This is a genomic window from Bacillus sp. CR71 (assembly GCF_003429245.1).
In the GTDB taxonomy this organism is placed as follows: Bacteria; Bacillota; Bacilli; order Bacillales; family Bacillaceae_G; genus Bacillus_A; species Bacillus_A thuringiensis_S.
This window is the reverse complement of record NZ_CP031748.1, coordinates 4782147-4807712: the sequence shown is the minus strand read 5'-3', so window position 1 is coordinate 4807712 and position 25566 is coordinate 4782147. Positions and strand designations below refer to the sequence as shown.

Sequence of the window (25566 nt, the reverse complement as noted above, 5' to 3'; positions counted from 1 at the left end):
TAAAGGTGGAGGAGGTTTTTCATGTGAAGAATCTTAAAATCATTTGGATATATCGTTTAGGATTATTATTACTTGTTTTTCTTTGTTTGCTCGTCTTTTTAAAAATTAAGCCACTATGGGCACCGATTATTTTTGTATTTAAAGTAGCAATCACGCCATTTTTTATCGCTTGTTTTATTGCGTATTTATTGCATCCTTTAATTGAAAAAATCCATAAGGAAGGGATGCCCCGTACACTTGCCATTTTGCTTATTTATATCCTTTTCTTTGGCGGAATTGGTTATGGGATTTATAAAGGAACGCCAGTCGTTATTAAACAGTTACAAGAGATTAATGAACAATTTCCGCAGTTTACAAAGATGTACGATTCGTGGATGGATGGCGTTACAGAACAAACAGCGAATTTCCCTTCGTTCATTCATGAAAAGGTGAAACAACTTTTTGTGGGTGTGGAAACGAAGATTCAAGCGCTTTTAAATAAAGTGATGAGTACAGCTCGTGGTGTACTCGATTCATTGCTCATTATTTTCTTAATACCGTTCATTGTATTTTACATATTAAAAGATTATGGTGAGTTTTATCATATCTTTTGGAAACTAGTCCCAAGTAAATGGCGAGGTACGGGGCAAATGCTTGCGAAAGAAATTGATAAGTCACTTGGAAGTTATATTCGAGGACAGTTATTTGTTTGTTTGGTATTAGGGGGAGTATCAGCTCTTTCTTTTTGGTTTATCGGTATGAAATATCCATTATTGCTTGGTATTATTATTGGGGTAACGGATATAATCCCGTACTTCGGCCCTATTTTAGGAGCGATCCCGACGTTAATGATTGCAGCAACAGTATCAACGAGCTTACTTATTAAGGCGGGTATTACGATTGCTATTTTGCAATTTGTGGAAAGTAACATTTTATCGCCTTACATTGTTGGTAAGTCACTTCGTATGCATCCCGTTATTATTATGCTTGCATTACTAGTTGGAGGGGAAGTAGCTGGTATTGTAGGGTTACTAATATCGGTTCCCATCTTAGCAGTTATTCGCACCGTCATTGTTCATGTGAAGCCTCTCTTGAAAAAAGAAGATGTGTAAGTATAGAAGCCCTCTATGTAAGAAATAGAGGGCTAATCGTATATTTATTTAGAAATCTGCTCGTGTATCTTTTGAACGAGGGAGCTCACATCATTTGTTTGAATATGTTTTATTTTTTTCCATTCGTTATCATACATAAATACAATTTGATTGTTGAAAAGACGCTTTTGTTCTTTTAGATTAGAAATTTTTGCGAAAGAGTACTCTTCAAATATTGGATTGTTACTTACATCTGGTCCATAAAAGAATAGCCTTTTGTTCGTTAAAATCAATAGGCCTGGTCTCGCGACGGAACGATAAATAAATATGTCTAATGAACATGCTGCGTAAAGTAATATTGTTTCGTTAGTCGCTAATATGTTTTTAGCTTTGCTAAGTAAGGTTGTCATTGTGATCGCTCCTTTATTTTATTAACAATAATTTAATTATAGCAAAAAAGGTAATATTTATAATTTTTTATAAATTATTCTTGTAAGGAGATTCCGATTTGTTAATAAACGCATAATATATGAAAAGGCTGTTAAGAATGAATAGTAGAATACCTATGATAAATAAGCAATTAATACAATATAAATGATTATCTACATTGACAAACTTAAGAGAATTCTATTATATTTAGTCATATAATACATTAAATCAATGACGGAACAAGTACGTTACAGTCCATTTATAGAGAGAAGCTTCCATATGGCTGAAAGAAGCTTTAAATGAAGGGTAACAGAAAGCTAATCCTGAGAGCAGCTAATCACTGCCGTCTTGCCACGTTACGGCACCATGAGGTGATGAATTGATTGTTATTGTAATCAATTCATAATTAGGGTGGTATCGCGAGTTAACTCTCGTCCCTTTTATAGGGACGGGAGTTTTTTATATTTAAGGAGGAAAATACAATGAAACAACTAACAGGCGCACAAATTCGTCAAATGTTTTTAGACTTTTTCCAAGAAAAAGGACATGCAGTAGAACCTAGTGCATCACTAGTTCCACATGAAGATCCATCTCTTCTATGGATTAATAGTGGTGTAGCTACATTAAAAAAATATTTTGATGGACGTGTAATCCCACAAAATCCACGTATTACAAATGCTCAAAAATCAATTCGTACAAACGATATTGAAAACGTAGGGAAAACAGCTCGTCACCATACATTCTTTGAAATGTTAGGAAACTTCTCAATCGGTGATTACTTCAAAGAAGAAGCAATTACATGGGCTTGGGAATTCTTAACGAGCGACAAATGGATCGGATTCGATAAAGAATTACTATCAGTTACAATCCATCCAGAAGATGAAGAAGCATTCACAATTTGGAATGAAAAAATGGGCGTTCCAAAAGAGCGTATTGTCCGCTTAGAAGAAAACTTCTGGGATATTGGTGAAGGACCAAGTGGACCGAATACAGAGATTTTCTATGACCGCGGGGAAGCTTACGGTAATGACTTTAGTGACCCAGAATTATATCCAGGCGGAGAAAACGAGCGTTACTTAGAAGTATGGAACCTTGTATTCTCTCAATTTAACCATAATCCAGACGGTTCATATACACCACTTCCTAAGAAAAACATTGATACAGGGATGGGTCTAGAACGTATGACATCTATCGTTCAAGATGTGCCTACAAACTTTGATACAGACCTATTCATGCCGATGATTGGTGCAACAGAATCAATTTCTGGTGAGAAATATCGTAATGGCGATTTAGAAAAAGATATGGCATTCAAAGTAATTGCTGACCATATCCGTACAGTAACATTCGCTGTTGGTGACGGTGCTCTTCCATCTAACGAAGGTCGTGGTTATGTATTACGTCGCTTATTACGCCGCGCTGTTCGTTATTCGAAGAAATTAAACATTAACCGTCCATTCATGTTTGAATTGGTACCGGTTGTTGGAGAAGTAATGAAAGACTTCTATCCAGAAGTACTTGAAAAGAAAGATTTCATTGCGAAAGTTGTGAAAAATGAAGAAGAGCGTTTCCATGAAACACTTCATGATGGTGAAGCAATTTTAGCTGAAGTTATTGCAAAAGCAAAAGAAGAAAAAACAACTGTTATTTCTGGAGTAGATGCGTTCCGTCTATATGACACATACGGTTTCCCAATCGAATTAACAGAAGAATATGCAGAAGAAGCTGGTATGACAGTTGACCAAGAAGGCTTCGAAAATGAAATGGAAAAACAACGTGAGCGTGCACGTGCTGCTCGTCAAGACGTTGACTCAATGCAAGTTCAAGGCGGTGTACTTGGAGAAGTTAAAGTAGCGAGTGAGTTCGTTGGTTACGGTACAGTTGCAACGGAAAGTAACGTTGTTGCACTTGTGAAAAACGGTGAGTACACAGATAGCTTACAAGCAGGGGAAGAAGGACAGTTAATTCTTGACGTAACACCATTCTACGCTGAGAGCGGTGGACAAATTGCTGACCGTGGTTACCTTCTTGCTGACGGCGTGAAAGTTCTTGTAAAAGACGTACAAAAAGCACCAAATGGTCAAAACTTACACAAAGTAGCTGTGGAAGAAGGCACGTTAACGAAAGATGCAGCTGTGAAAGCTGTTATCGATACGAAAAACCGTAGTAGCGTTGTGAAAAATCATACAGCAACTCACTTACTACACCAAGCATTAAAAGACGTACTTGGAACGCATGTTAATCAAGCAGGTTCTCTTGTAACTTCTGAACGTCTACGCTTTGACTTCTCTCACTTCGGTCAAGTGCAAGCTGACGAATTAGAAAAAATTGAGCGTATGGTAAACGAGAAAATTTGGGAAAGTATTAACGTTGAGATTTCTCAAAAATCAATCGGAGAAGCAAAAGAAATGGGCGCAATGGCATTATTCGGTGAAAAATACGGTGATGTTGTACGCGTTGTACAAGTTGGCGATTACAGCTTAGAGCTTTGCGGTGGTTGTCACGTTGATAATACAGCTTCTATCGGTATTTTCAAAATCGTTGCTGAGTCTGGTATCGGTGCAGGAACTCGTCGTATTGAGGCGGTAACTGGTAAGTCTGCATACGAATTAATGAACGATCAAGTAGGTTTATTAAAAGAAGCAGCAGGAAAAATGAAAACAAATCCGAAAGATATTTTAACAAGAGTTGATGGTCTATTTGCTGAAGTGAAACAACTTCAAAAAGAAAACGAATCTCTTGCTGCGAAATTAAGCAATATTGAAGCTGGAAACTTAACTGATTCTGTAATGACAGTTGATGGTGTGAATGTATTAGCAGCGAAAGTAAATGTTGCAGATATGAACAACTTACGTACGATGATGGATGATCTAAAAAATAAATTAGAGTCAGCAGTTGTTGTATTAGCGTCTGTTAATGACGATAAAGTAAACATCCTAGCAGGTGTAACGAAAGACTTAATTAGCCAAGGTTACCATGCCGGTAAACTTGTGAAAGAAGTAGCTTCTCGTTGCGGCGGTGGCGGTGGTGGCCGTCCTGATATGGCACAAGCAGGTGGTAAAAACCCAGCTCAAGTCGAAGAAGCTTTAGCATTTGTACAAGAGTACGTTAAATCTGTTTCAAAATAAAGAGATAGTAGTGTACAATGGTAGGGAGAGGAGAAGTTCTTCTCCCTATACTTACTATATAAGTGAGGTGCTTGAAATGGACGGTTTTGATAAAACAATGAAGTTTAGCATTCAAGATGAAAAACAGAGTGTCCATGTAAATGATGTACTTTTAACTGTGTATGATGCACTTCAAGAAAAAGGCTATAATCCGATTAACCAAATCGTCGGTTATTTATTAAGTGGAGACCCAGCATACATACCTCGCCATAAAGATGCACGAAGCATCGTTCGTAAGCTTGAACGTGATGAGATCATTGAAGAGCTTGTGAAGTCTTACTTGAAACATCATCGTGAGGAGTAGTTTATGCGGATATTAGGTTTAGATGTAGGTACAAAAACAGTCGGAGTTGCAATGAGCGACGAAATGGGCTGGACAGCACAAGGATTAGAAACAATTAAGATTAACGAAGAACGAGGTCACTTTGGTTTTGATCGTATTTCTGAGTTAGTAAAGCAGTACAATGTGGACAAAATAGTAGTAGGTTTACCTAAAAATATGAATGGTACAATTGGCCCACGTGGTGAAGCGTGCCAACAATTTGCAGAAAACCTACGAGAGCTGTTACAATTAGACGTTGTAATGTGGGACGAGCGTTTGTCGACGATGGCAGCGGAACGTCTACTCATTTCAGCGGATGTAAGCCGTAAGAAGCGAAAACAAGTAATCGATAAGATGGCTGCAGTCGTAATCTTACAAGGATTTTTAGATAGTAAATAAGAGGTGACCAAAATGGAAGAAAATCAAATTACAATTGTAGACGAAAAAGGTAACGAACATTTATGTGAAATTATTTTCACTTTTGATGCTGAAAAATTTGGTAAAAAATCATACGTAGTCTTCTCTCCAATCGGTGAAGTAGACGAAGATGGAGACCAAATTTATGATGCAATGGCTTATGAGCAAAATGAAGAAGAGGGCGGAAGTTTACTTCCAATCGAATCTGAAGAAGAGTGGGAAATGGTACAAGAAATGTTCAACACTCTTGCTGATGAGCAAGAAGCTGAATAATAAGTACTGAAAAGATGGACGACATACAGTCCATCTTTTTTTTTGTATTTATATGTAAAATGAAAGATTTTTTGTCGAAACTGTGTAATCCTTTGTAGTATAATGAGACGGATTGTAGAAAAATAAAATGGATACTAAAAAAGATAGGCGAATTTGTTGTGGCTTTCCATCATGCTGTATAGAAACATATACATATGGTCTACAATTGAATAAGGAGGAAGAGTTTTGATAGAGAATCAAGTGAAAAAGAAGCGTAGACGCATCTTTTTATTTTCGATTATTGCACTGCTTTTAGTTTGTGGTTCAGTCTATGCGTATATTTCATCCGCATTAGGACCAGTTGATAGCGGGAATAAAAAAGAGATTGAAGTAGAAATTCCGAAAGGATCATCTACAAGTAAAATTGGAGAAATTTTAGAAGAAAAAGGCGCTGTGAAAAACGGTACAGTTTTTAGTTTTTATACAAAGGCTAAATCGAAAAGTTTACAAGCAGGTACATATTTATTAAATCCTTCGATGAATGCTAAAGATGTTATCGAACAAATGTCATCTGGCAACGTGCATCGTCCAGCTCTTTATAAAGTGACGATCAAAGAAGGAGCTCAAGTAACTGAAATTGCAGAAACGATTGCGGCAGAACTAAAGTGGAATAAAGATGATGTTACGCGTCAATTAAACGATAAAGCATTTATTCAAAAAATGCAGCAAAAGTATCCGAAGTTATTAACGGATAAAATCTTTGATAGTAATATTAAATACCCATTAGAAGGTTATTTATATCCTGCGACGTATTCATTTTATAAGAAAGATACGACGTTAGAAGAAATCGTAATTCCGATGCTTGAGAAAACAAATGCAATCATTGTTCAAAATGAGGCAAAAATGAAAGCAAAGAACTGGGATGTTCATCAGCTTTTAACATTATCTTCACTTATTGAAGAAGAGGCAACTGGTTTTACAGATCGTCAAAAGATCTCTAGTGTCTTTTATAATCGTTTAGAGAAAGGTATGCCGCTTCAAACGGATCCAACGGTATTATATGCACTTGGAAAGCATAAACAACGTGTATTATACGAAGATTTAAAGGTCAACTCACCGTACAATACGTATGTTGTAAAAGGATTGCCGGTAGGGCCGATCGCAAACTCTGGTAAACATTCAGTGGAAGCTGCGTTAGAACCTGCGCAAACAGATTATTATTATTTCTTAGCTGCACCAAGTGGTGAAGTGTACTATGCGAAAACATTAGAAGAGCATAATGCATTAAAGCAAAAATACATTACGAAAAAACAGTGAAATGGGGAGGGATAGCGAAAAAAGTCGCACATCCCTCTTTTTTGTGGTAAAATATATCGGGTTAAAAACTGGCAGAAGAATCGTTTTTAATATCAAAACGGGACGTACAAGCTAAGGGTAAAACTGGCTTGTATTTTTATTGCATTCTATGTGGGAAAAGACGTCATAGAGGCACTTCTCCATGTAAATAAGGAGGACCATTTATGGAGGATGCAGTTAACGAGTACCTATTATCATTTATTGATCCGAAAGATAAATTAATTCTTGAAATGGAAGAATATGCAACAGAAAATCATGTGCCGATTATGGATCGACTTGGAATGGAATTTATGCTGCAATTTTTACGTTTAATTGGACCGAAAAGCATTTTAGAACTTGGAACAGCAATCGGTTATTCTAGTATTCGTATGATGCAAGCTATTTCAAATTCACGTATTGTGACAGTTGAGCGCAATCGTGAGCGATATGAAAAAGCACTTGAATATATAGAACGTTCCCCAGTAACAGATCGTATTTCAGTTATTTACGGTGATGCGTTAGAGACAGGTGAACAAGTAAAAGAACACGGGACATTTGACGTTATTTTTATTGATGCAGCAAAAGGACAGTATCGTCGCTTTTTTGACTTATATGAACCGTTATTAAATCCTGGTGGCGTAATTATTTCAGATAATGTTATGTACCATGGTCTTGTAACGACAAAAGAGAAAATTGAAAACAGACGTACACGTGGTTTAATCCGTCGTATTAAGACGTACAATGAGTGGCTTATGAACCATGAAGGATACGATACAACGATTTTCCCAATTGGTGATGGAGTAGCTGTTAGTAAAAAGAGAGGGTGACCAAGGTATGAAGAAACCTGAATTGTTAGTAACGCCAAGAGCGGTGGCGGATATCGAACTTCTTGCGAAAGCAGGAGCAGATGCGGTAATGATCGGTGAGCAAAAGTTTGGTTTACGTTTAGCAGGGGAGTTTTCACGTGAAGATGTAAAACAAACTGTGAAGATTGCACATGAAAATGGTGTGAAAGTATACGTAGCCATGAACGCTATGTTCCACAACGATAAAGTAGAAGAATTAACAGATTACGTTTCATTTTTAAATGAAGTAAATGTAGATGCAATTGTTTTCGGAGATCCAGCAGTATTAATGGCTGTTCGCGAAGTAGCGCCAAATATGCAGTTGCACTGGAATACAGAAACGACAGCAACAAACTGGTTCACTTGTAATTACTGGGGACAAAGAGGAGCGAAGCGCGCTGTATTAGCTCGTGAGCTGAGCTTAGATGAAATTGTTGATTTAAAAGAAAATGCTGAAGTGGAACTAGAAGTACAAATTCACGGTATGACTTGTATGTTCCAATCGAAGCGTTCATTAGTAGGAAATTACTTTGAGTATCAAGGACGTAATCTTGACATTGAAAAGAAAAAATATGAAGAGAATATGTTCTTATATGACCCAGAGCGTAACAATAAATATCCAATTTATGAAGATGAAAATGGTACTCATATTATGAGTCCGAACGATATTTGTTTCATCGATGAATTAGAGGAACTAATCGAAGCTGAAGTTGACAGCTTAAAAATCGATGGTGTACTAAAAAGCTCTGAATACATTATTGAAGTAACGAAGAAATATCGTCAAGCGATTGATTTATGTGTGGAAGATCGTGATGCATATTATGACTTGAAAGATGCTCTATATAAAGAAATAGAAGAAATGCAACCAGTAAATCGTCCGTTAGACACAGGATTCTTCTTTAAAGAAACGGTTTACTAAACGAGGAGGGTGTAGGAAATGACTGTACAAGAAATTTCACGAGTGATCGATGGCAAACGTGTTATTGTGAAGAAACCTGAACTGTTAATCCCTGCGGGTAACTTAGAAAAATTAAAAGTAGCTATCCATTACGGGGCAGATGCTGTATATTTAGGTGGACAAGAATTTGGTCTTCGTTCGAATGCAGGTAATTTTACGCTAGAAGAAATGGCAGAAGGCGTTGAGTTTGCAAAGAAGTATGGAGCAAAAATATACGTAACAACAAATATCTTTGCACATAATGAAAATATGGACGGGCTAGAGGAATATTTAAAAGGGATTGAAAAAGCTGGCGTAACGGGGATTATCGTTGCTGATCCGCTTATCATTGAGACTTGTAAACGTGTAGCGCCTTCTGTTGAGGTGCATTTAAGCACACAGCAATCACTATCCAACTGGAAAGCAGCACAGTATTGGAAAGAAGAGGGTTTACATCGTCTTGTATTAGCTCGTGAAGCAAGCTATGAAGAAATGAAAGAAATCAAAGAAAAAGTGGATATTGAAATTGAAGCATTCGTCCATGGTGCAATGTGTATCGCATATTCAGGAAGATGTACATTAAGTAACCATATGACAGCGCGTGACTCTAATCGTGGCGGTTGTTGCCAATCTTGCCGCTGGGATTATGATTTAGTTCAAACAGTATCACAACATAAAGATGCAAAAGAGCTTCCTCTATTCCAAGAAGAAGATGCTCACTTTGCGATGAGTCCAAAAGATCTAAATTTAATTTTATCAATTCCGAAAATGATTGAAATTGGAATCGATAGCTTAAAGGTAGAAGGACGTATGAAATCAATCCATTACGTAGCGACTGTAGCAACTGTATATCGTAAAGTAATTGATGCTTATTGTGCGGATCCAGATAACTTTGAGTTTAAACAAGAATGGTTAGATGAGCTTGATAAATGTGCAAATCGTGATACAGCTCCTGCATTCTTTGAAGGGGTTCCAGGACATCAAGAGCAAATGTTTGGAAATCATAGTAAGAAAACAACGTATGATTTTGCTGGTTTAGTGTTAGATTATAATGAAGAAACGGGCATCGTAACGATTGAGCAACGTAATCATTTCAAACCAGGACATGAAGTGGAGTTCTTTGGACCAGAAATAGAAAACTTTACGCAAACGGTGGAGAAAATTTGGGATGAGGATGGAAACGAATTAGATGCAGCGAGACATCCGTTGCAAATCGTGAAATTCAAAGTGGATCAACGAGTGTATGTGAATAATATGATGCGCAAAAGCATACTTCAATAAGAAAGAGTGATAGTCGAATGGGGACGAATAAGCCTGTTGTAATTGGAATTGCTGGTGGTTCGGGATCAGGTAAAACGAGTGTAACGAAAGCGATTTTTGACCATTTTAAAGGTCATTCTATTTTAATCTTAGAGCAAGATTATTATTACAAAGATCAAAGCCATTTACCAATGGAAGAGCGTTTAAAAACAAATTATGATCATCCGCTTGCGTTTGATAATGATCTGTTAATTGAACATTTGCAGCAGTTGCTTGCATATGAGCAAATTGATAAGCCTGTATATGACTATACATTGCATACACGTTCAGAAGAAATTATTCCAGTTGAGCCGAAAGATGTAATTATTTTAGAAGGAATTCTTATTTTAGAAGACCCACGTCTTTGCGAGTTAATGGACATTAAATTATTCGTTGATACGGATGCTGACCTTCGTATTCTGCGCCGCATGCAGCGTGATATTAAAGAGCGCGGTCGTACGATGGATTCAGTTATTGATCAGTACGTAACTGTTGTACGTCCAATGCACAATCAATTTATTGAGCCTTCTAAGAAATTTGCGGATATTATTATCCCTGAAGGTGGACAAAACCATGTTGCAATTGATATTATGGTGACAAAAATTGCAACAATTCTTGAACAAAAAGTAAATTTGTAATAGCATAGTAAAAGATATACGGTAGGAAGGGATTTTTTCCCTTCCCATCGAATACAATGAAACATGCAACCTCATCTATATATAGGTGAGGGCATATTTATATCAACTTTCCATACATATCTTCTTTATATAAAGAAGAATTGGAAATACGGGGTTGTATGTGACAACTCCGCTAGTGCAAGGGTACTAGAAACCTCCGCTAACAATGGAAGCGGAGGAGTTTTCATATGGAACTCCTCTTTTTTTCGGGGGATTGGTATATAAAAGGAGTGGAAAATATGTCAACAGAAAAAACATACCCTATGACGCAAGAGGGTAAGCAAAAACTAGAGAACGAACTTGAGCAATTAAAAACAGTAAGACGTAAAGAAGTAGTAGAACGTATTAAAATCGCACGTAGCTTCGGGGACCTTTCTGAGAACTCTGAGTACGATGCAGCAAAAGATGAGCAAGCGTTCGTAGAAGGACGTATTACACAATTAGAAAATATGATTCGTAACGCAGTTATCATTAAAGATAATGGCGAAGTATCTACTGTTGTTACATTAGGTAAAACAGTAACATTTAAAGAATTACCAAACGGAGATGAAGAAGCGTACACAATCGTAGGTAGCGCGGAAGCTGACCCATTTGAAGGAAGAATTTCTAACGATTCTCCAATCGCAAAAAGCTTATTAGGTAAGCAAATTGGTGAGAAAGTAACAATCCAAACACCAGGCGGAGAAATGCAAGTAGAGATTGTCTCTGTAAAATAAAAAAAAGATTCTCCTATCGGGAGAATCTTTTTTTTTTTGTAGAATGAAAAAAATTGTGTAAACCTTAGAGTAATTCGACAAAAAATGTCAAAAAAACACTTTAAGCTTTGATATCATAATTGGAGAATATAGGTTTTAAAAGGGAAAAGGGGCTAATTATGAAACATAAAATCTTTACAGGATTGGTGTGTAGTATATCCATATTAGGACTTGCTGCATGCGGAACGAATGAAGAAACTACATCATCAAAGGGAGAAAAAGTAAAGCAAGAAGAAAAAAAGGATATTAAAGCAACTGAGAGTTCAAAAGCCTTAGAAAATCCACAAGATAAAAAGGAATTTAATGATTTTGATGTAGCGTATCAATTAGCTATTGTCATGAAAATATTTCAAGATGTAACGATTAAGTATGATTACGCAATTGGAAATCCAGATTATTTATTGCGAGATTCGATGGATCAAAAAACAATAGATGATATGAAGAATATGTTACAAGAACAGGCGAAGAATAATGATAAAATTTTAAAAGATGAAGTGAATCAAGCGTATACATATTTAAAACAATCGAAAGTAAGTAATAAAGATGATATTCAAAAAATAATAGATGCACAAAATAATTATTTACATATTGTAGATAAGATGATTACTTGTATTGATTCTGTAACAGTTGAGAATGCAAAAGAAAAAAGAAATGAAATGGATAATCTTAGTAAGGATTATTTAAAAATAGCGGCTAATGTAACAACCACTGTAATTGAAGTTGCTAAAAACACTGGAGTGAATGAAACTGAATTTAGATCGCTTCTTATGAAATTTTTAGAGAAGCCAAAGAAACAATAATAACCTTATATAATATCTGTTTTTGTTTTAGGGATTGTATAAATAAAATAGTACCTCGTCTAAACTATAATAGACGAGGTGTTTTTTTATGAAAATAAAACGGAGAATTGCAATTGTTTTAATTTGTTTTATGGGCATTATGTTTTTATTGCTTTGTCGTTTAATTCAAATCCAAATTATAGATACAGAATCATTTACTAATCGCAAAATAAATTTAATTGAAAAAAGTGTTACGCAACGTACGCAATCCATTGCAGTAGACGATGGACGTGGGCAGTTTATAGATCGTAATGGTAAAGAAATAGGGGAGGAAAAGTATCCTGTTTTAATTGTTTTTCCATTTTTACAAATAAAAAATGACATGTTAGAGAAAATCGCGCATATCATTGGTGTGTCGAGACAAGAGATCAGAAGACAAATGAAAAATAAAAAAAATGCATTTATACTGCAAGGGGAAACTGCTCCATTTCGAGTGACACGAGAGCAGATGGAGAAGGTGAATCAATTACATGTATTAGGTATCGTAGCAGCTGAAGTGCGATTAAAACAAACTGGGGAGATAAATCATTTAATTGGTGATGTAGGGGAGAACGAAAGAGAATTTCAAAAGCGATATGGAGAAGTGAAAAAAATTTCAAAACAAACGCCGATAGGTATTTCAGGATTACAGCAATCATTTGATGAATTTTTATTGACTGATGGAGAGGCAAAAGTATTGTATCAAGTAGATCGGCAAGGAGAACCAATTTTCGGAAAGCAAGCGAAATATACTTCACCAGGAAATCCATTTTACCCAGTTAGGATTCAAACTACTTTACATAAAGGGTTGCAGCAAAAAGCAGAAGAAGTGATTGAAGCAAATGAAATAAAGAAGGGGGGATTAGTATTACTTGATGTAAAGACAAATGAAATATTAGCGATGGTCAGTAAGCCGTCTTTACAAGTAAGAGATAAGAATTTATATGAGACTACACTTGAAAATCAAATGTTAACGCCGCATTTTCCAGGCTCTGTTTTTAAAACAGTAGTTGCAGCTGCAGTCATTGATCAAAAAGTAAATTTGTTTAATCGGACATTTAATTGTAATAAAGATTTATATGGTGAAAACGACCCACAAGTTATGATGGGTACACTTAACTTCAAAGAGAGCTTTGCTAGGAGCTGTAACAGGACATTTTCCGAGTTAGGTAACGAGCTATTACAAAAGGATAGGACGGTGCTAGAAACATACGTAGCAGCTTTAGGAGCAAATGAAAAGGTCGGATGGAAAGGTTCTGTATTTCATACACCTCATTTCGAGCAAATGCCAGAAGAAAAAGGCTCTACTATTTGGGGGAATGAAGAAAACAAAAATAGTAAAAAAGCGGTAGAGCAAACAGCGATTGGACAGAAAGATGTACGTATATCACCTCTAGCAATTGCTAATATGATGGCGACGATTGCGAGGAATGGAAAAAAGATGGAAGTGAAAGCTGTTGAAAAAATAGTATATAAAAATGGAGCGGATTTTTTTACATTTGAGAACCATACGTTACATGGAAAACAGCTTTCGTATGAAACAGTGAAAACATTACAAGAGTTATTAAGAGGCGTTGTAACAAGGGAGAAAGGAACAGGAACGGCATTCCACTCGTTGCCGCTCAGTGTCGCTGGAAAATCCGGGACAGCGCAAACAGGGAAAGGGACGAGGGTGAATCGCTGGTTTGCAGGTTATTTTCCGTATGAGAATCCAAGATATGCTTTAGTTGTTGTTGATCTAGAGACTGATAACAAAGTGAATAAAGTCACACCTATTTTTAAAGATATGGTAGGAGCAATCTATCAATTGGAGAATGAAAAGTAATCTTGCAATTTATAGTGAATTGTTTTCATTTCATGAAAATATCATTGTAAATGTTCAACCTTTCTAGATTTAATGTTACAATAGCAATTAGGAAAAACTGCATGGAGGTTTGGAGAATGGCAGGAGGATCAAGATTCCAACAGAAACAACAAAAACGTCGTCAAAACGGTGTTTTAAATATTGCAATCGCTATTGTATTACTATTAGTAGCTATTGTAGCATATCAATTGTTCGTTCCTAGTACGAAAGAGCAAGCATCTTCTACTGATAAGAAAGTCTCTCAACAAACAACAAAGAATGAGAAAGCTGGAAAATCAGAAGATAAAGAATCTGCTAAGAAAAAAGAAAAAGAAAAAGAGCAAGCAGAAGCTAAGCAAAAAGCTGAAGAAGAGAAGTTAAAGGCTGAGGAAGAAAAGAAAAAAGCTGAAGAAGAAGCGAAAGCTAACGAGAAAGTATCAGCTGAAAAAACTGTATCCAAGGCAAAAGAGGCTTATACAAAACCTTCTTGGAAAGCTGTAGGAACAGAACAAGGTTCATCACCAGCGATGACGTTTAAACAGGGGTCATCAGATTGGAATGAGATGCAAAGTGCAATTGCTGCAGGTATTGAAGTACCGAAGGAGCAATTAGTATTCCATTTTGTTGGAAGAGACAAAACTGGAAAGAGTAAAGCTTATGGTGACGTTCAAGATAAGCAAAGTGGAAAAAGATATTACGTAAATATTGATTGGGTAGATAATGAGGGCTGGAAACCAGTACTTGTTCAAACTCTAAACTAAAAAAGAGAAGCTCCTTAGGAGCTTCTCTTTTTTAGTTAACGCAATTTCTTTAATTTAAAATGAACAACCGCGCTATAATACGGTCTTTTGCTTTCAGGATCCATAACCATTTGATGTGAGATGTGATGAACTTCAAGCATAAGTGCTTTATTATTATCGATTTGTTCACTAATTTTTCGTTCTAAAGAAGCTAAGTCTCCCGCTTCAAAAAATTCTACTTTATCTTCTAACATTTCAAAGGTAAATGACATGAAGACGGCCCCTCTCCTATGTAATCAACTATAGTGTAACAAAGAAAAGAAGGAAATACCATGTACATTTCAATTGACATTTTTAGAAAGAGGGAATATCATACTGATAAAACCGATAAGAAAAAGGGGAATTTTTATGGGCACAGAATTTAATGGTTTATTTGATGAGTGGGCTCATACGTACGACTCATTCGTACAAGGCGAAGATATACAATATAAAGAAGTTTTCGCCCATTATGAGGATATTCTAGAGGATGTAGTTAACAAGTCATTTGGTAATGTATTAGAATTTGGTGTCGGTACAGGTAATTTAACAAATAAATTATTACTTGCTGGCCGCACAGTTTACGGTATAGAACCGTCGCGTGAAATGCGTATGATTGCAAAAGAGAAATTGCCAAAAGAATTTTCGATTACAGAAGGTGATTTTCTTTCGTTTGAAGTCCCAAATTCAATTGATACCATTGTAAGCACCTATGCATTTCATCATTTAACAGATGATGAAAAAAATGTAGCGGTTGCGAAGTATAGTCAATTGCTAAACAAAGGTGGTAAAATAGTGTTTGCTGATACGATATTTGCAGATCAAGATGCATATGATAAAACTGTTGAAACAGCAAAACAAAGAGGTTTTCACCAGTTAGCAAACGATTTGCAAACGGAATACTATACACGTATTCCAGTTATGCAGACTATTTTTGAAAACAATGGCTTCCATGTAACGTTTACGAGATTAAATCATTTCGTTTGGGTAATGGAGGCAACTAAGCAATAGAAAGAGGGATTAGATTGAGAATTGCTGTAATTGGAGCAATGGAAGAAGAAGTACGTATTTTACGTGACAAATTAGAACAAGCAGAGACAGAAACGGTTGCAGGTTGTGAATTTACGAAAGGACTATTAGCAGGACATGAAGTAATCTTGTTAAAGTCTGGTATTGGTAAAGTAAACGCAGCGATGTCAACGACAATTTTATTAGAAAAATATAAGCCTGAAAAAGTAATTAATACTGGTTCAGCTGGTGGATTCCATCATTCTCTAAACGTTGGTGATGTAGTTATTTCCACTGAAGTTCGTCACCATGACGTAGATGTAACAGCATTTAACTATGAATATGGTCAAGTACCAGGAATGCCGCCTGGATTTAAAGCTGATGAGGCGTTAGTTGCATTAGCTGAGAAATGTATGCAAACTGAAGAAAATATTCAAGTTGTAAAAGGCATGATTGCAACAGGCGATTCATTTATGAGTGATCCGAACCGCGTTGCAGCCATCCGTGATAAATTTGAAAATCTTTATGCGGTAGAAATGGAAGCAGCAGCTGTCGCACAAGTATGCCACCAATATGAAGTTCCGTTTGTTATCATTCGCGCACTTTCTGATATTGCTGGTAAAGAATCAAATGTTTCATTTGATCAGTTTTTAGATCAAGCAGCTCTTCATTCTACAAACTTTATCGTAAAAGTGTTAGAAGAGTTAAAGTAATGTAACAAAAAGGCAACTGTCTCATATAAAGAAAATACATACAGTTGCCTTTTCTTTATTGGCAAACAAGGGGGAGAACACGATGAATGTATATCGTGGAGTTCATGAGTTAATTGGTCATACACCAATTGTAGAAATTACTCGTTTTTCACTTCCGAAAGGGGTCCGCTTATTTGCAAAGCTTGAATTTTATAACCCAGGCGGAAGCGTTAAGGATCGTTTAGGAAGAGAATTAATCGAAGATGCGCTAGAAAAAGGGCTTGTTACCCAAGGTGGAACAATTATTGAACCGACTGCTGGGAATACTGGTATTGGACTGGCACTTGCAGCATTAGAACATGATTTACGTGTTATCGTTTGTGTACCAGAGAAATTTAGTATTGAAAAACAAGAATTAATGAAAGCACTAGGTGCAACGGTCGTGCATACACCGACTGAGCAAGGAATGACCGGTGCAATTGCAAAAGCAAAAGAATTAGTAAATGAAATACCGAATTCATACTCTCCAAGTCAGTTTGCGAATGAAGCAAACCCGCGTGCTTATTTCAAAACACTAGGTCCTGAACTTTGGGATGCACTGAATGGAGAGATTAACATATTTGTTGCTGGAGCAGGAACTGGCGGTACGTTTATGGGGACTGCATCTTATTTGAAAGAAAAAAATATAGATATTAAAACAGTTATCGTAGAGCCAGAAGGATCTATTTTAAATGGTGGTAAGGCTGGTTCACATGAGACCGAAGGAATTGGACTGGAATTTATCCCGCCATTTTTGAAGACATCTTATTTTGATGAAATTCATACGATTTCTGATCGAAATGCATTTTTACGAGTGAAAGAATTAGCGCAAAAAGAAGGACTTCTCGTTGGGAGCTCTTCAGGAGCAGCATTTCATGCGAGCTTACTTGAGGCAGAGAAGGCAGCACCAGGTACAAATATTGTAACCATTTTTCCTGATAGTAGTGAGCGCTATTTAAGTAAAGACATATACAAAGGATGGGAATAAAAAATGAGAGCAAAGACAAAGTTAATTCATGGTATTCGCATAGGAGAACCTTCAACTGGATCTGTAAACGTACCGATCTATCAAACAAGTACGTACAAACAAGAAGCGGTTGGTAAGCATCAAGGATATGAATATTCACGTACAGGTAACCCAACACGTGCAGCTTTAGAAGAAATGATTGCCGTATTAGAAAATGGTCATGCTGGATTTGCATTCGGTTCTGGAATGGCTGCTATTACAGCGACAATTATGTTGTTCTCAAAAGGTGACCACGTTATTTTAACAGATGATGTTTATGGTGGAACGTATCGTGTTATTACGAAAGTATTAAACCGCTTCGGTATTGAACATACATTTGTAGACACAACAAACTTAGAGGAAGTTGTAGAAGCAATTCGTCCAAATACGAAAGCGATCTATGTGGAAACACCAACGAACCCATTACTAAAAATTACTGATATTAAGAAAATATCTACTCTTGCTAAAGAGAAAGATTTATTAACAATTATTGATAATACATTCATGACGCCATATTGGCAGTCGCCGATTTCTTTAGGAGCAGACATTGTACTTCATAGTGCAACGAAATATTTAGGAGGTCATAGTGACGTAGTTGCAGGTCTAGTAGTGGTAAATAGCCCACAACTAGCAGAAGACCTTCACTTTGTACAAAACTCAACAGGAGGTATTCTTGGACCACAAGATAGCTTCTTACTACTTCGCGGTTTAAAAACATTAGGAATTCGTATGGAAGAACATGAAACGAATTCACGCGCTATTGCTGAATTTTTAAATAATCATCCAAAAGTAAATAAAGTATATTACCCAGGTCTTGAATCACATCAAAACCACGAATTAGCAACAGAACAAGCAAATGGATTTGGTGCTATTATTTCGTTTGATGTAGATAGTGAGGAAACATTAAATAAAGTACTTGAGAAACTGCAATACTTTACACTTGCTGAAAGCTTAGGAGCAGTAGAAAGTTTAATTTCTATCCCATCTCAAATGACACATGCATCAATCCCAGCAGATCGCCGTAAAGAATTAGGAATTACAGATACATTAATTCGTATTTCTGTCGGTATTGAAGATGGTGAAGATTTAATTGAAGATTTAGCGCAAGCGCTAGCGTAATAAAAAATGCACTGCTAATGTGGAGCAGTGCATTTTTTATTATGTTAATTTGTGAAATATTTCACAAATTATACATACACAAATGAAATGATTTCATGTATATTGAATTCATGAAATGTTATTCACGAGTAAACTTGTGAAGTGTTTCACAAACAATGGGATTCATGTAGGACGGTAACTCTATTTTTTTTCGCTAATCGGGACTTATTATGACCTATAGGGACTTATAAAGACCGTGATAACAGAATAGGAGGAAATTTACATGGTAGTCAAAGAGAAAGTTGTAAATGAAATGCAAGAGGTAAAAGAGATGATTGATACGTTAGTAAATAACGGTCAACAAGCTTTACAAGCATTAGAAAGTTTTACACAAGAGCAGATTGACAACATTGTTCATGAAATGGCATTAGCAGGTGTTGATCAACATATGCCACTTGCAAAATTGGCTGTTGAAGAAACAGGCCGTGGTGTCTATGAAGACAAATGCATTAAAAATATTTTTGCCACTGAATATATTTGGCATAGTATAAAGCAAGATAAAACGGTAGGAATTATTCACGAAGATCCTCATGAAGAAATAATAGAAATTGCAGAACCTGTCGGTGTAGTAGCTGGGGTAACACCAGTAACGAATCCAACGTCGACAACAATGTTTAAAGCGTTGATTGCGATAAAAACGAGAAATCCAATTATTTTCGCATTTCATCCTTCTGCACAAAATTGTTCGGTGGCAGCAGCGAAAACCGTATATGATGCAGCAATGAAAGCTGGTGCACCAAAACATTGTATTCAATGGATTGAAAGACCGTCTGTCGAAGCGACGAAACAATTAATGAACCATGATGATGTGGCACTCGTTCTAGCAACTGGAGGCGCTGGTATGGTGAAATCAGCTTACTCTACTGGAAAACCAGCGCTAGGTGTAGGTCCTGGTAATGTACCGTGTTATATAGAAAAATCAGCACATGTAAAACGAGCTGTTAATGATTTAATTTTATCGAAAACATTTGATAACGGTATGATTTGTGCATCGGAACAAGCAATCATTGTCGATAAAGAAATCTATGATGATGTTAAAACAGAAATGATCGAAAACAATTGTTACTTTGTAACAGAAGAAGAAAGAAAAAAATTAGAAAAGCTCGTTATAAATGAAAATACATGTGCAGTAAATAGTGATATTGTAGGAAAATCAGCACAGTATATTGCCGAATTAGTTGGGATTACTGTTCCTGAACATACAAAAATGCTTGTAGCTGAAATTCAAGGTATCGGAGCAGCATACCCGTTATCTCGTGAGAAACTGAGCCCAGTATTAGCCTGTGTGAAGGCGAATTCATTAGAAAAAGGATTTACATATTGCGAAGAAATGTTGAACCTCGGTGGTTTAGGACATTCAGCAGTTATTCATTCTACAAATAAAGAAGTGCAAAAGCAATTTGGATTACGTATGAAAGCTTGCCGTCTCATTGTAAATGCACCTTCATCACAAGGTGGAATAGGGGATATATATAACGGATTTATTCCATCACTTACACTTGGTTGTGGTTCTTACGGAAAAAATTCAGTTTCCCAAAATGTAACAGCGACTCATTTATTAAATATAAAAAGGCTGGCAAATAGAAAAAAGAATATGCAGTGGTTCAAATTGCCACCAAAAATTTATTTTGAAAAACATGCTACAGCGTATTTAGCAAATATGCCTAACATTTCACGTGCATTTATTGTAACGGATCCTGGAATGGTTGAACATGGCTATGTGGATACAGTCACGCACTATTTAAACAAGCATGCAAATGATGTGAAAATTGAAGTTTTCTTTGAGGTCGAACCAGATCCATCAGATGAAACTGTCTTTAAAGGTGCGGAAATGATGAGAAGCTTTAAGCCAGATGTAATTATCGCACTTGGTGGTGGTTCAGCTATGGATGCAGCAAAAGGAATGTGGTTATTCTATGAGCATCCAGAAACGACATTCTATGGCATTAAACAGAAGTTTTTAGATATAAGAAAACGTACATGTAAATATCCGGAATTAGGAAATAAGGCACAGTTTGTTGCGATTCCAACAACATCAGGAACAGGATCAGAAGTGACACCATTTGCGGTTATTACAGATAAGAAAAATAATATAAAGTATCCGCTCGCAGATTATGAATTAACACCAGATGTAGCAATTGTTGATCCACAATTTGTAATGACAGTACCACCACATGTAACAGCAGATACTGGTATGGATGTTTTAACACATGCAATTGAGGCGTATGTTTCTGTTATGGCAAATGACTATACAGATGGATTAGCATTAAAAGCTATTGATCTCGTATTCAAATATTTACCAAGAGCATATAAAGATGGAAATGATGAAGAAGCACGAGAAAAAATGCATAACGCTTCTGCAATTGCAGGGATGGCATTTGCAAATGCTTTCCTCGGTATTAATCACAGCTTAGCACATAAGATTGGACCAGAATTCCATATTCCGCACGGACGTGCAAATGCCATTCTAATGCCGCACGTAGTCCGCTATAATGCTATTAAGCCAAGAAAACACGCATTGTTCCCAAAATATGAGCACTTTGTAGCAGATGAACGCTATGCACATATTGCGAGAATGCTCGGGCTTCCAGCAAGCTCAATAGCAGAAGGTGTGGAATCACTCGTCAAAGCAATTACTGAGCTTGGAAAAAGCTTAAATATTAATATGAGTATTGCAGGACAAGGGGTAGATAAAGAGCAATTTGAAGAGGTTGTTGGAGTATTAGCAGAAAGAGCTTTTGAAGATCAATGTACAACTGCTAATCCAAAGTTACCGCTTATTTCAGAGCTGAAAGAAATTTATATGGAAGCATATAAAGGTGAATAATGATTAAAAAAGAGCCGCAGTAAAGCGGCTCTTTTTTTGTTGGAAAACATCTCCCAGAATGGCTGTATTTACTGGTCTTTCAGTTTCATAGAATATGATAAAGTGAAATGGAGGAGTGAGAATATAATGAAAGAATTACAAGGGAAAATAGAAGATTATACTAGGTTCGGACAAATTCTTCTCGCTGTAAGTACATTGTTAATGGTTGGCTTGTTGATTCCGGATGGAGCAAAAGAGACAATCCAATTTTTTGTTATGATGGGGAGTATCGTTATATTTTTAAGTTTATCGTTCTTTTTCTTTCAGCGTGTGAAAGTGATGCGTGACCAGTTAGAGGAAAATGAATGTGAATAATATTGTTAACTAGAGCGCGGCGAAAAGAAAGAATCTTTTTGTCGCGCTTTTTGTTTTTTGTAGAAAAATGTATGCGTTTCATGTTGACAATGATAATCCTTATCAATTAAAGTAGAATAGTAGTTAATGATTATCATTATCAATTAGAGGTGAAGGAATGAAAAAATCTATTACGCTATTTACAGCGATTTTATCTATTTTTTTCTTGTTAATAGGTTGCAGTGCCAAAGGGGACGAAAAAGCGTCTGCAACCAAAACAGAAAAAGGAAAAGAAAAAATCGAAATTACCGACCTGTCAGGGAGAAAGGTAACATTCGATAAAGTACCAGAAAGTTTTGCAACATTAAGTATGGGAGACATGGATATTATTCATGCTTTAGGTGGAAAAGTAGTAGGTCGTCCGGATACGAAATTAACTCTTCCAGAGGAGTTAAAGAAAGCAAAAGTAATCGGGAATGCACATCAACCGAACTTTGAGCAAATTGCTAGTTTAAAGTCCGATGTACTTGTTGCTAACAATGGATTCCAAAAGAATGTGCCAACGGTTGAAGGACAGGGAACGAAAGTAATCATTTCTTCTGCGAATTCTGTACAAGATATTCAAAAGAATATTGAATTATATGGAACGGCAATGAAGAAAGAAGATAAAGCAAAAGAACTTAATCAAAAAATCAATAATCAAATGAAGAAATATGAGAAAAAGAGCGATGTGAAAGCATTGCTAGTGTATGGCGCACCAGGTACTTATTTAGCGGCATTACCAACATCTTTATCAGGTGATATTTTAGAAAAAACAGGCGGAAAAAATATTGCTTCTGATTTTCCAGAAATGAAAGAATATCCGCAATATGCACAGCTAAGTGTAGAACGTATTATTGAGGCGAATCCAGATGTGATTTATTTAATTACACACGGAGATCCAACAAGTGTGAAAAAAGCATTCGAAGGCGAAATGATGAAAAATGAAGCGTGGAAAAATTTAGATGCAGTAAAACAAAACCGCGTAGTTATTTTGCCACCTGATTTATTTGGATCTAATCCTGGGACAAAAGTTACAGAAGCAATGGACTTTATGTATAAAAGTATACAAGATGTAAGGAAATGATACGTATGGAAAGTAGTGAAGTAGTAAGAGAAAAGGAACATCCTTTTGCGAAAAAAAGATGGATAATAGCAGTTACTTTAGTTGTATTAACAATTCTAGGCCTCTTTTACGGACTTTTCGCAGGAAGTTTATCTTTTTCTGTAAGAGACATTCTAACAGGTATACAAGATGAGGGTTCGACAGTTCATCGAATTGTATGGGATCTTCGCATACCGAGAGTTCTCGTTGGGTTTATAGTAGGAACATGTTTAGCTGCATCTGGTACACTGCTGCAAGGGGTTATGAGAAACCCTCTTGCAGATCCTGGTATTATCGGAGTTTCATCTGGGGCAGGCCTTGTAGCAATTGTCATCATGATTTTATTCCCACAGCATCTAGCTTTTTTACCACTAGGGGCGTTTTTAGGAGCTTTCATAACAGCGATGGTTATTTATGCTTTATCATGGCAAAAAGGGGCACCACCTTCAAGAATCGTCTTAGTAGGGGTGTCGATCAATGCATTAATTGGTGCAGCAACGTCAGCATTAATGTTATTACATAGTGACAAAGTACAATCCGTGTTACCGTGGCTAGCGGGTGGTATTGGTGGTGTAAGTTGGGCACATTTAAACATGATTATTTATTATGCAATATTCGCCATTATATTAGCTTTCTTTGGCATTAAGCATATTCGAGTGTTAATGCTTGGAGATGAAATGGCAAAGTTATTAGGACATAACGTGGAAAAAAGTCGGTTTTATTTAATCGTAGTAAGTACATTATTAGCTGGAATTGCAGTAAGTGTATCTGGTCTTATTGGATTTGTCGGTCTTGTCGTACCACATATGCTACGTTTATTAGTTGGAAATGATTATAGATATTTGCTACCTTTATCATGCCTTGGCGGCGGTGTATTACTTGTTTTTGCGGATGCAATAGCTCGAAGTTGGTTCGATCCAATCGAATTGCCTGTTGGTATTTTACTGTCCTTCTTAGGTGGTCCGTTCTTCTTATATTTAATTCATAGAGGAGGAAAACAACGTGATTTCCGTTAACAAAGTGTTTTATGCACACTCTGAAAGATTTCAAATGCAAAATATGAATGTACATATTAAGGCTGGAGAAATCGTTAGTTTAATTGGTCCGAATGGATCGGGAAAATCTACTTTGCTTCGTTTAATAGCAAGGCTACTGAAACAAAGCGAAGGGGACATCATTTTAGATGGGAAAAACATTCATATGATGAAGAGTGCTGATGTAGCGAAGCAATTAGCAATGTTACCACAAATGCATGATCATCAATTAGATTTAACAGTGAAAGAACTAATTGAGTTCGGAAGAGGTCCACATAAATCATGGAGTAGCCGCTTAAATAAAGAAGATGAAGAAATTGTTGATTGGGCATTGTCTGTTACAAATCTTGAAGGGTATGAATATCGTCTTTTACATTCTTTATCAGGAGGGGAACGGCAACGTGCTTGGATTGCCATGACGCTAGCGCAACGTACAAATGTCTTACTATTGGATGAACCAACAACCTTTTTAGATATCGTTCACCAGTTGGAAGTAATGGAACTTGTGAAACGATTAAATGAGGAGTATGGAATGACAATTATAATGGTTTTACATGACATTAACCAAGCTGCTCAATATAGCGATCGTTTACTCGTATTAAAGCGAGGAAAGATTCAGTATGATGGTATACCAGAAGAAGTGCTATGCCATGAAATGTTTCAACATGTATTTGGCATAGATGTAGATATCTTTCAAGGAAGTGACAAGCCGTTTTTTACACCGAAACGAATTTCTAAAAGGGGAGAAGAGCGATGCAAACAGAAGAGCGTATTACCACTGAATTAGTAAGAGAATTTGTTATGGCAGCTCACGGGGATTTAGAGAAAGTACAAGAGCTATTGGTTGAATCGCCAAGCTTACTTCACGCCTCTTATAATTGGGGTGGATCAGATTGGGAAAGTGCGTTAGGGGCATCGGCACATGTAGGTCGTAAAGATATTGCTCTTTATTTACTAGAAAAGGGTGCTCGGATGGATATTTTTGCAGCAGCTATGCTTGGTGAATTAGAAGTTGTACAAGCTATTTTAGTAGCTCAACCAGAAGCATTGCGTGCATCTGGTCCTCATGGCATTTCTCTTCTTCAGCATGCACGAATGGGTGGAGAGAAATCTAAGCGTGTATATGATTATTTAGCAATACTATCTTAATGAACGAAGGAAGTTCTTATGTGCGGTAAACTTTTCACTTGAAACAATTGGAAAGTTTACCGCCCGTTAGAACGGGATAAGTATCTAGTATATTTGAAAATCCTACACCCCCTCAACTGTAGTTTTCTTAATACTAGTTATGATATGGATGCAGTAGACGAAATTTGTCTACTGCTTTTTTTAGTCGTTAAGAATGAATATTCTGTATTTTATTGTAGGTTCATTTATCCCGCTATT

The 25566-nt window shown here is 36.5% G+C and carries 26 protein-coding genes and 1 other annotated feature; of the genes, 24 read left to right on the top strand and 2 right to left on the bottom strand.

The genetic code is table 11. The features are described from left to right. Positions 1–23: 23 nt before the first annotated feature. The gene (locus tag DOS87_RS24190; protein ID WP_017763612.1) at positions 24–1091 is read left to right on the top strand and encodes an AI-2E family transporter; all 1068 of its coding nucleotides are present in this window, start codon (positions 24–26) and stop codon (positions 1089–1091) included. Positions 1092–1135: 44 nt separating this feature from the next. Here DOS87_RS24190 and DOS87_RS24185 read toward each other — a convergent pair whose 3' ends face one another. After that, positions 1136–1480 (bottom strand): PH domain-containing protein, encoded by a 345-nt coding sequence (locus DOS87_RS24185; protein WP_000209589.1) that lies wholly within the window; start codon positions 1478–1480, stop codon positions 1136–1138. Positions 1481–1721: 241 nt separating this feature from the next. Beyond that, positions 1722–1941, top strand: a binding site (T-box leader). 40 nt (positions 1942–1981) lie between these two features. Between DOS87_RS24185 and alaS the strand changes: the two genes are divergently transcribed. The 13 genes from alaS to DOS87_RS24120 all read left to right on the top strand — a co-directional run bounded on the left by alaS (position 1982) and on the right by DOS87_RS24120 (position 14924). After that, positions 1982–4624, top strand: coding sequence for an alanine--tRNA ligase (gene alaS, locus DOS87_RS24180; protein ID WP_208730130.1), 2643 nt, complete (start codon positions 1982–1984; stop codon positions 4622–4624). A gap of 76 nt (positions 4625–4700) precedes the next feature. Beyond that, positions 4701–4967 (top strand): IreB family regulatory phosphoprotein, encoded by a 267-nt coding sequence (locus DOS87_RS24175; RefSeq protein WP_000348591.1) that lies wholly within the window; start codon positions 4701–4703, stop codon positions 4965–4967. Between the two features lie 3 nt (positions 4968–4970). Beyond that, the gene (gene ruvX / locus DOS87_RS24170) at positions 4971–5384 is read left to right on the top strand and encodes a Holliday junction resolvase RuvX (protein ID WP_001221202.1); all 414 of its coding nucleotides are present in this window, start codon (positions 4971–4973) and stop codon (positions 5382–5384) included. Positions 5385–5396: 12 nt separating this feature from the next. Further along, a complete protein-coding gene (locus DOS87_RS24165; RefSeq protein WP_000392246.1) occupies positions 5397–5675 on the top strand; it encodes a DUF1292 domain-containing protein in 279 nt (92 codons plus the stop codon). A 225-nt stretch (positions 5676–5900) separates the two neighbouring features. Next, entirely contained in the window at positions 5901–6971 is a 1071-nt protein-coding gene (gene mltG / locus DOS87_RS24160; RefSeq protein ID WP_000572141.1) for an endolytic transglycosylase MltG, read from the top strand. Positions 6972–7174: 203 nt separating this feature from the next. Then, complete coding sequence (locus tag DOS87_RS24155; RefSeq protein WP_000389103.1) at positions 7175–7816, top strand: O-methyltransferase; 642 nt, start codon at positions 7175–7177, stop codon at positions 7814–7816. Positions 7817–7823: 7 nt separating this feature from the next. Beyond that, complete coding sequence (locus DOS87_RS24150; protein WP_000742792.1) at positions 7824–8753, top strand: peptidase U32 family protein; 930 nt, start codon at positions 7824–7826, stop codon at positions 8751–8753. An 18-nt stretch (positions 8754–8771) separates the two neighbouring features. Then, the gene (locus tag DOS87_RS24145) at positions 8772–10052 is read left to right on the top strand and encodes a peptidase U32 family protein (RefSeq protein ID WP_000217970.1); all 1281 of its coding nucleotides are present in this window, start codon (positions 8772–8774) and stop codon (positions 10050–10052) included. Positions 10053–10069: 17 nt separating this feature from the next. Then, positions 10070–10708, top strand: a complete 639-nt coding sequence (gene udk / locus DOS87_RS24140) for a uridine kinase (RefSeq protein ID WP_000537080.1) — start codon at positions 10070–10072, stop codon at positions 10706–10708. Positions 10709–10986: 278 nt separating this feature from the next. Then, positions 10987–11463: a transcription elongation factor GreA gene (gene greA / locus DOS87_RS24135; protein ID WP_014894880.1), complete on the top strand. Its 477-nt coding sequence runs from the start codon at positions 10987–10989 to the stop codon at positions 11461–11463. 158 nt (positions 11464–11621) lie between these two features. Then, a complete protein-coding gene (locus DOS87_RS24130) occupies positions 11622–12302 on the top strand; it encodes a hypothetical protein (RefSeq protein ID WP_000680878.1) in 681 nt (226 codons plus the stop codon). A gap of 88 nt (positions 12303–12390) precedes the next feature. Continuing rightward, entirely contained in the window at positions 12391–14145 is a 1755-nt protein-coding gene (locus DOS87_RS24125; protein WP_000695118.1) for a peptidoglycan D,D-transpeptidase FtsI family protein, read from the top strand. A gap of 116 nt (positions 14146–14261) precedes the next feature. Then, complete coding sequence (locus tag DOS87_RS24120) at positions 14262–14924, top strand: YrrS family protein (protein ID WP_000897094.1); 663 nt, start codon at positions 14262–14264, stop codon at positions 14922–14924. 35 nt (positions 14925–14959) lie between these two features. On the opposite strand, the gene DOS87_RS24115 is transcribed toward DOS87_RS24120, so the two are convergent. Then, complete coding sequence (locus DOS87_RS24115) at positions 14960–15175, bottom strand: YrzA family protein (protein WP_000010984.1); 216 nt, start codon at positions 15173–15175, stop codon at positions 14960–14962. A 136-nt stretch (positions 15176–15311) separates the two neighbouring features. Between DOS87_RS24115 and DOS87_RS24110 the strand changes: the two genes are divergently transcribed. From DOS87_RS24110 to DOS87_RS24065, 10 genes are all read left to right on the top strand, one after another. Continuing rightward, on the top strand, positions 15312–15950 hold the full coding sequence (locus DOS87_RS24110) for a class I SAM-dependent DNA methyltransferase (RefSeq protein ID WP_000536323.1): 639 nt from the start codon (positions 15312–15314) through the stop codon (positions 15948–15950). A gap of 14 nt (positions 15951–15964) precedes the next feature. Next, a complete protein-coding gene (gene mtnN / locus DOS87_RS24105; RefSeq protein ID WP_001217027.1) occupies positions 15965–16660 on the top strand; it encodes a 5'-methylthioadenosine/S-adenosylhomocysteine nucleosidase in 696 nt (231 codons plus the stop codon). Positions 16661–16742: 82 nt separating this feature from the next. Further along, the gene (locus tag DOS87_RS24100; protein WP_001103877.1) at positions 16743–17666 is read left to right on the top strand and encodes an O-acetylserine dependent cystathionine beta-synthase; all 924 of its coding nucleotides are present in this window, start codon (positions 16743–16745) and stop codon (positions 17664–17666) included. A 3-nt stretch (positions 17667–17669) separates the two neighbouring features. Next, the gene (locus DOS87_RS24095; protein WP_001201921.1) at positions 17670–18803 is read left to right on the top strand and encodes a bifunctional cystathionine gamma-lyase/homocysteine desulfhydrase; all 1134 of its coding nucleotides are present in this window, start codon (positions 17670–17672) and stop codon (positions 18801–18803) included. A 262-nt stretch (positions 18804–19065) separates the two neighbouring features. Then, the gene (adhE, locus tag DOS87_RS24090; protein ID WP_208730129.1) at positions 19066–21669 is read left to right on the top strand and encodes a bifunctional acetaldehyde-CoA/alcohol dehydrogenase; all 2604 of its coding nucleotides are present in this window, start codon (positions 19066–19068) and stop codon (positions 21667–21669) included. 126 nt (positions 21670–21795) lie between these two features. Beyond that, positions 21796–22023 carry a YrhC family protein gene (locus tag DOS87_RS24085; protein ID WP_000661454.1) on the top strand — a complete coding sequence of 76 codons (228 nt, stop codon included), beginning with the start codon at positions 21796–21798 and terminating at the stop codon, positions 22021–22023. A gap of 157 nt (positions 22024–22180) precedes the next feature. Then, complete coding sequence (locus DOS87_RS24080) at positions 22181–23128, top strand: ABC transporter substrate-binding protein (protein ID WP_000748464.1); 948 nt, start codon at positions 22181–22183, stop codon at positions 23126–23128. Between the two features lie 5 nt (positions 23129–23133). Beyond that, positions 23134–24162, top strand: coding sequence for a FecCD family ABC transporter permease (locus DOS87_RS24075; RefSeq protein ID WP_002082127.1), 1029 nt, complete (start codon positions 23134–23136; stop codon positions 24160–24162). Continuing rightward, positions 24149–24967, top strand: coding sequence for an ABC transporter ATP-binding protein (locus DOS87_RS24070; protein WP_000626531.1), 819 nt, complete (start codon positions 24149–24151; stop codon positions 24965–24967). The genes DOS87_RS24075 and DOS87_RS24070 overlap by 14 nt, the downstream gene beginning before the upstream one ends. Further along, positions 24934–25329 (top strand): ankyrin repeat domain-containing protein, encoded by a 396-nt coding sequence (locus DOS87_RS24065; RefSeq protein WP_001192766.1) that lies wholly within the window; start codon positions 24934–24936, stop codon positions 25327–25329. Before DOS87_RS24070 ends, DOS87_RS24065 begins: the two co-directional genes overlap by 34 nt. Positions 25330–25566: the final 237 nt, after the last annotated feature.

Excerpts from the sequence above, each read along its gene's own strand:
- DOS87_RS24185 (WP_000209589.1), bottom strand. The coding sequence starts at position 1,480 with ATGACAACCTTACTTAGCAAAGCTAAAAACATATTAGCGACTAACGAA.
- alaS (WP_208730130.1), top strand. The coding sequence starts at position 1,982 with ATGAAACAACTAACAGGCGCACAAATTCGTCAAATGTTTTTAGACTTT.
- DOS87_RS24175 (WP_000348591.1), top strand. The coding sequence starts at position 4,701 with ATGGACGGTTTTGATAAAACAATGAAGTTTAGCATTCAAGATGAAAAA.
- ruvX (WP_001221202.1), top strand. The coding sequence starts at position 4,971 with ATGCGGATATTAGGTTTAGATGTAGGTACAAAAACAGTCGGAGTTGCA.
- DOS87_RS24165 (WP_000392246.1), top strand. The coding sequence starts at position 5,397 with ATGGAAGAAAATCAAATTACAATTGTAGACGAAAAAGGTAACGAACAT.
- DOS87_RS24155 (WP_000389103.1), top strand. The coding sequence starts at position 7,175 with ATGGAGGATGCAGTTAACGAGTACCTATTATCATTTATTGATCCGAAA.
- DOS87_RS24150 (WP_000742792.1), top strand. The coding sequence starts at position 7,824 with ATGAAGAAACCTGAATTGTTAGTAACGCCAAGAGCGGTGGCGGATATC.
- DOS87_RS24145 (WP_000217970.1), top strand. The coding sequence starts at position 8,772 with ATGACTGTACAAGAAATTTCACGAGTGATCGATGGCAAACGTGTTATT.
- udk (WP_000537080.1), top strand. The coding sequence starts at position 10,070 with ATGGGGACGAATAAGCCTGTTGTAATTGGAATTGCTGGTGGTTCGGGA.
- greA (WP_014894880.1), top strand. The coding sequence starts at position 10,987 with ATGTCAACAGAAAAAACATACCCTATGACGCAAGAGGGTAAGCAAAAA.
- DOS87_RS24130 (WP_000680878.1), top strand. The coding sequence starts at position 11,622 with ATGAAACATAAAATCTTTACAGGATTGGTGTGTAGTATATCCATATTA.
- DOS87_RS24125 (WP_000695118.1), top strand. The coding sequence starts at position 12,391 with ATGAAAATAAAACGGAGAATTGCAATTGTTTTAATTTGTTTTATGGGC.
- DOS87_RS24120 (WP_000897094.1), top strand. The coding sequence starts at position 14,262 with ATGGCAGGAGGATCAAGATTCCAACAGAAACAACAAAAACGTCGTCAA.
- DOS87_RS24115 (WP_000010984.1), bottom strand. The coding sequence starts at position 15,175 with ATGTCATTTACCTTTGAAATGTTAGAAGATAAAGTAGAATTTTTTGAA.
- DOS87_RS24110 (WP_000536323.1), top strand. The coding sequence starts at position 15,312 with ATGGGCACAGAATTTAATGGTTTATTTGATGAGTGGGCTCATACGTAC.
- DOS87_RS24100 (WP_001103877.1), top strand. The coding sequence starts at position 16,743 with ATGAATGTATATCGTGGAGTTCATGAGTTAATTGGTCATACACCAATT.
- DOS87_RS24095 (WP_001201921.1), top strand. The coding sequence starts at position 17,670 with ATGAGAGCAAAGACAAAGTTAATTCATGGTATTCGCATAGGAGAACCT.
- adhE (WP_208730129.1), top strand. The coding sequence starts at position 19,066 with ATGGTAGTCAAAGAGAAAGTTGTAAATGAAATGCAAGAGGTAAAAGAG.
- DOS87_RS24085 (WP_000661454.1), top strand. The coding sequence starts at position 21,796 with ATGAAAGAATTACAAGGGAAAATAGAAGATTATACTAGGTTCGGACAA.
- DOS87_RS24080 (WP_000748464.1), top strand. The coding sequence starts at position 22,181 with ATGAAAAAATCTATTACGCTATTTACAGCGATTTTATCTATTTTTTTC.
- DOS87_RS24075 (WP_002082127.1), top strand. The coding sequence starts at position 23,134 with ATGGAAAGTAGTGAAGTAGTAAGAGAAAAGGAACATCCTTTTGCGAAA.
- DOS87_RS24065 (WP_001192766.1), top strand. The coding sequence starts at position 24,934 with ATGCAAACAGAAGAGCGTATTACCACTGAATTAGTAAGAGAATTTGTT.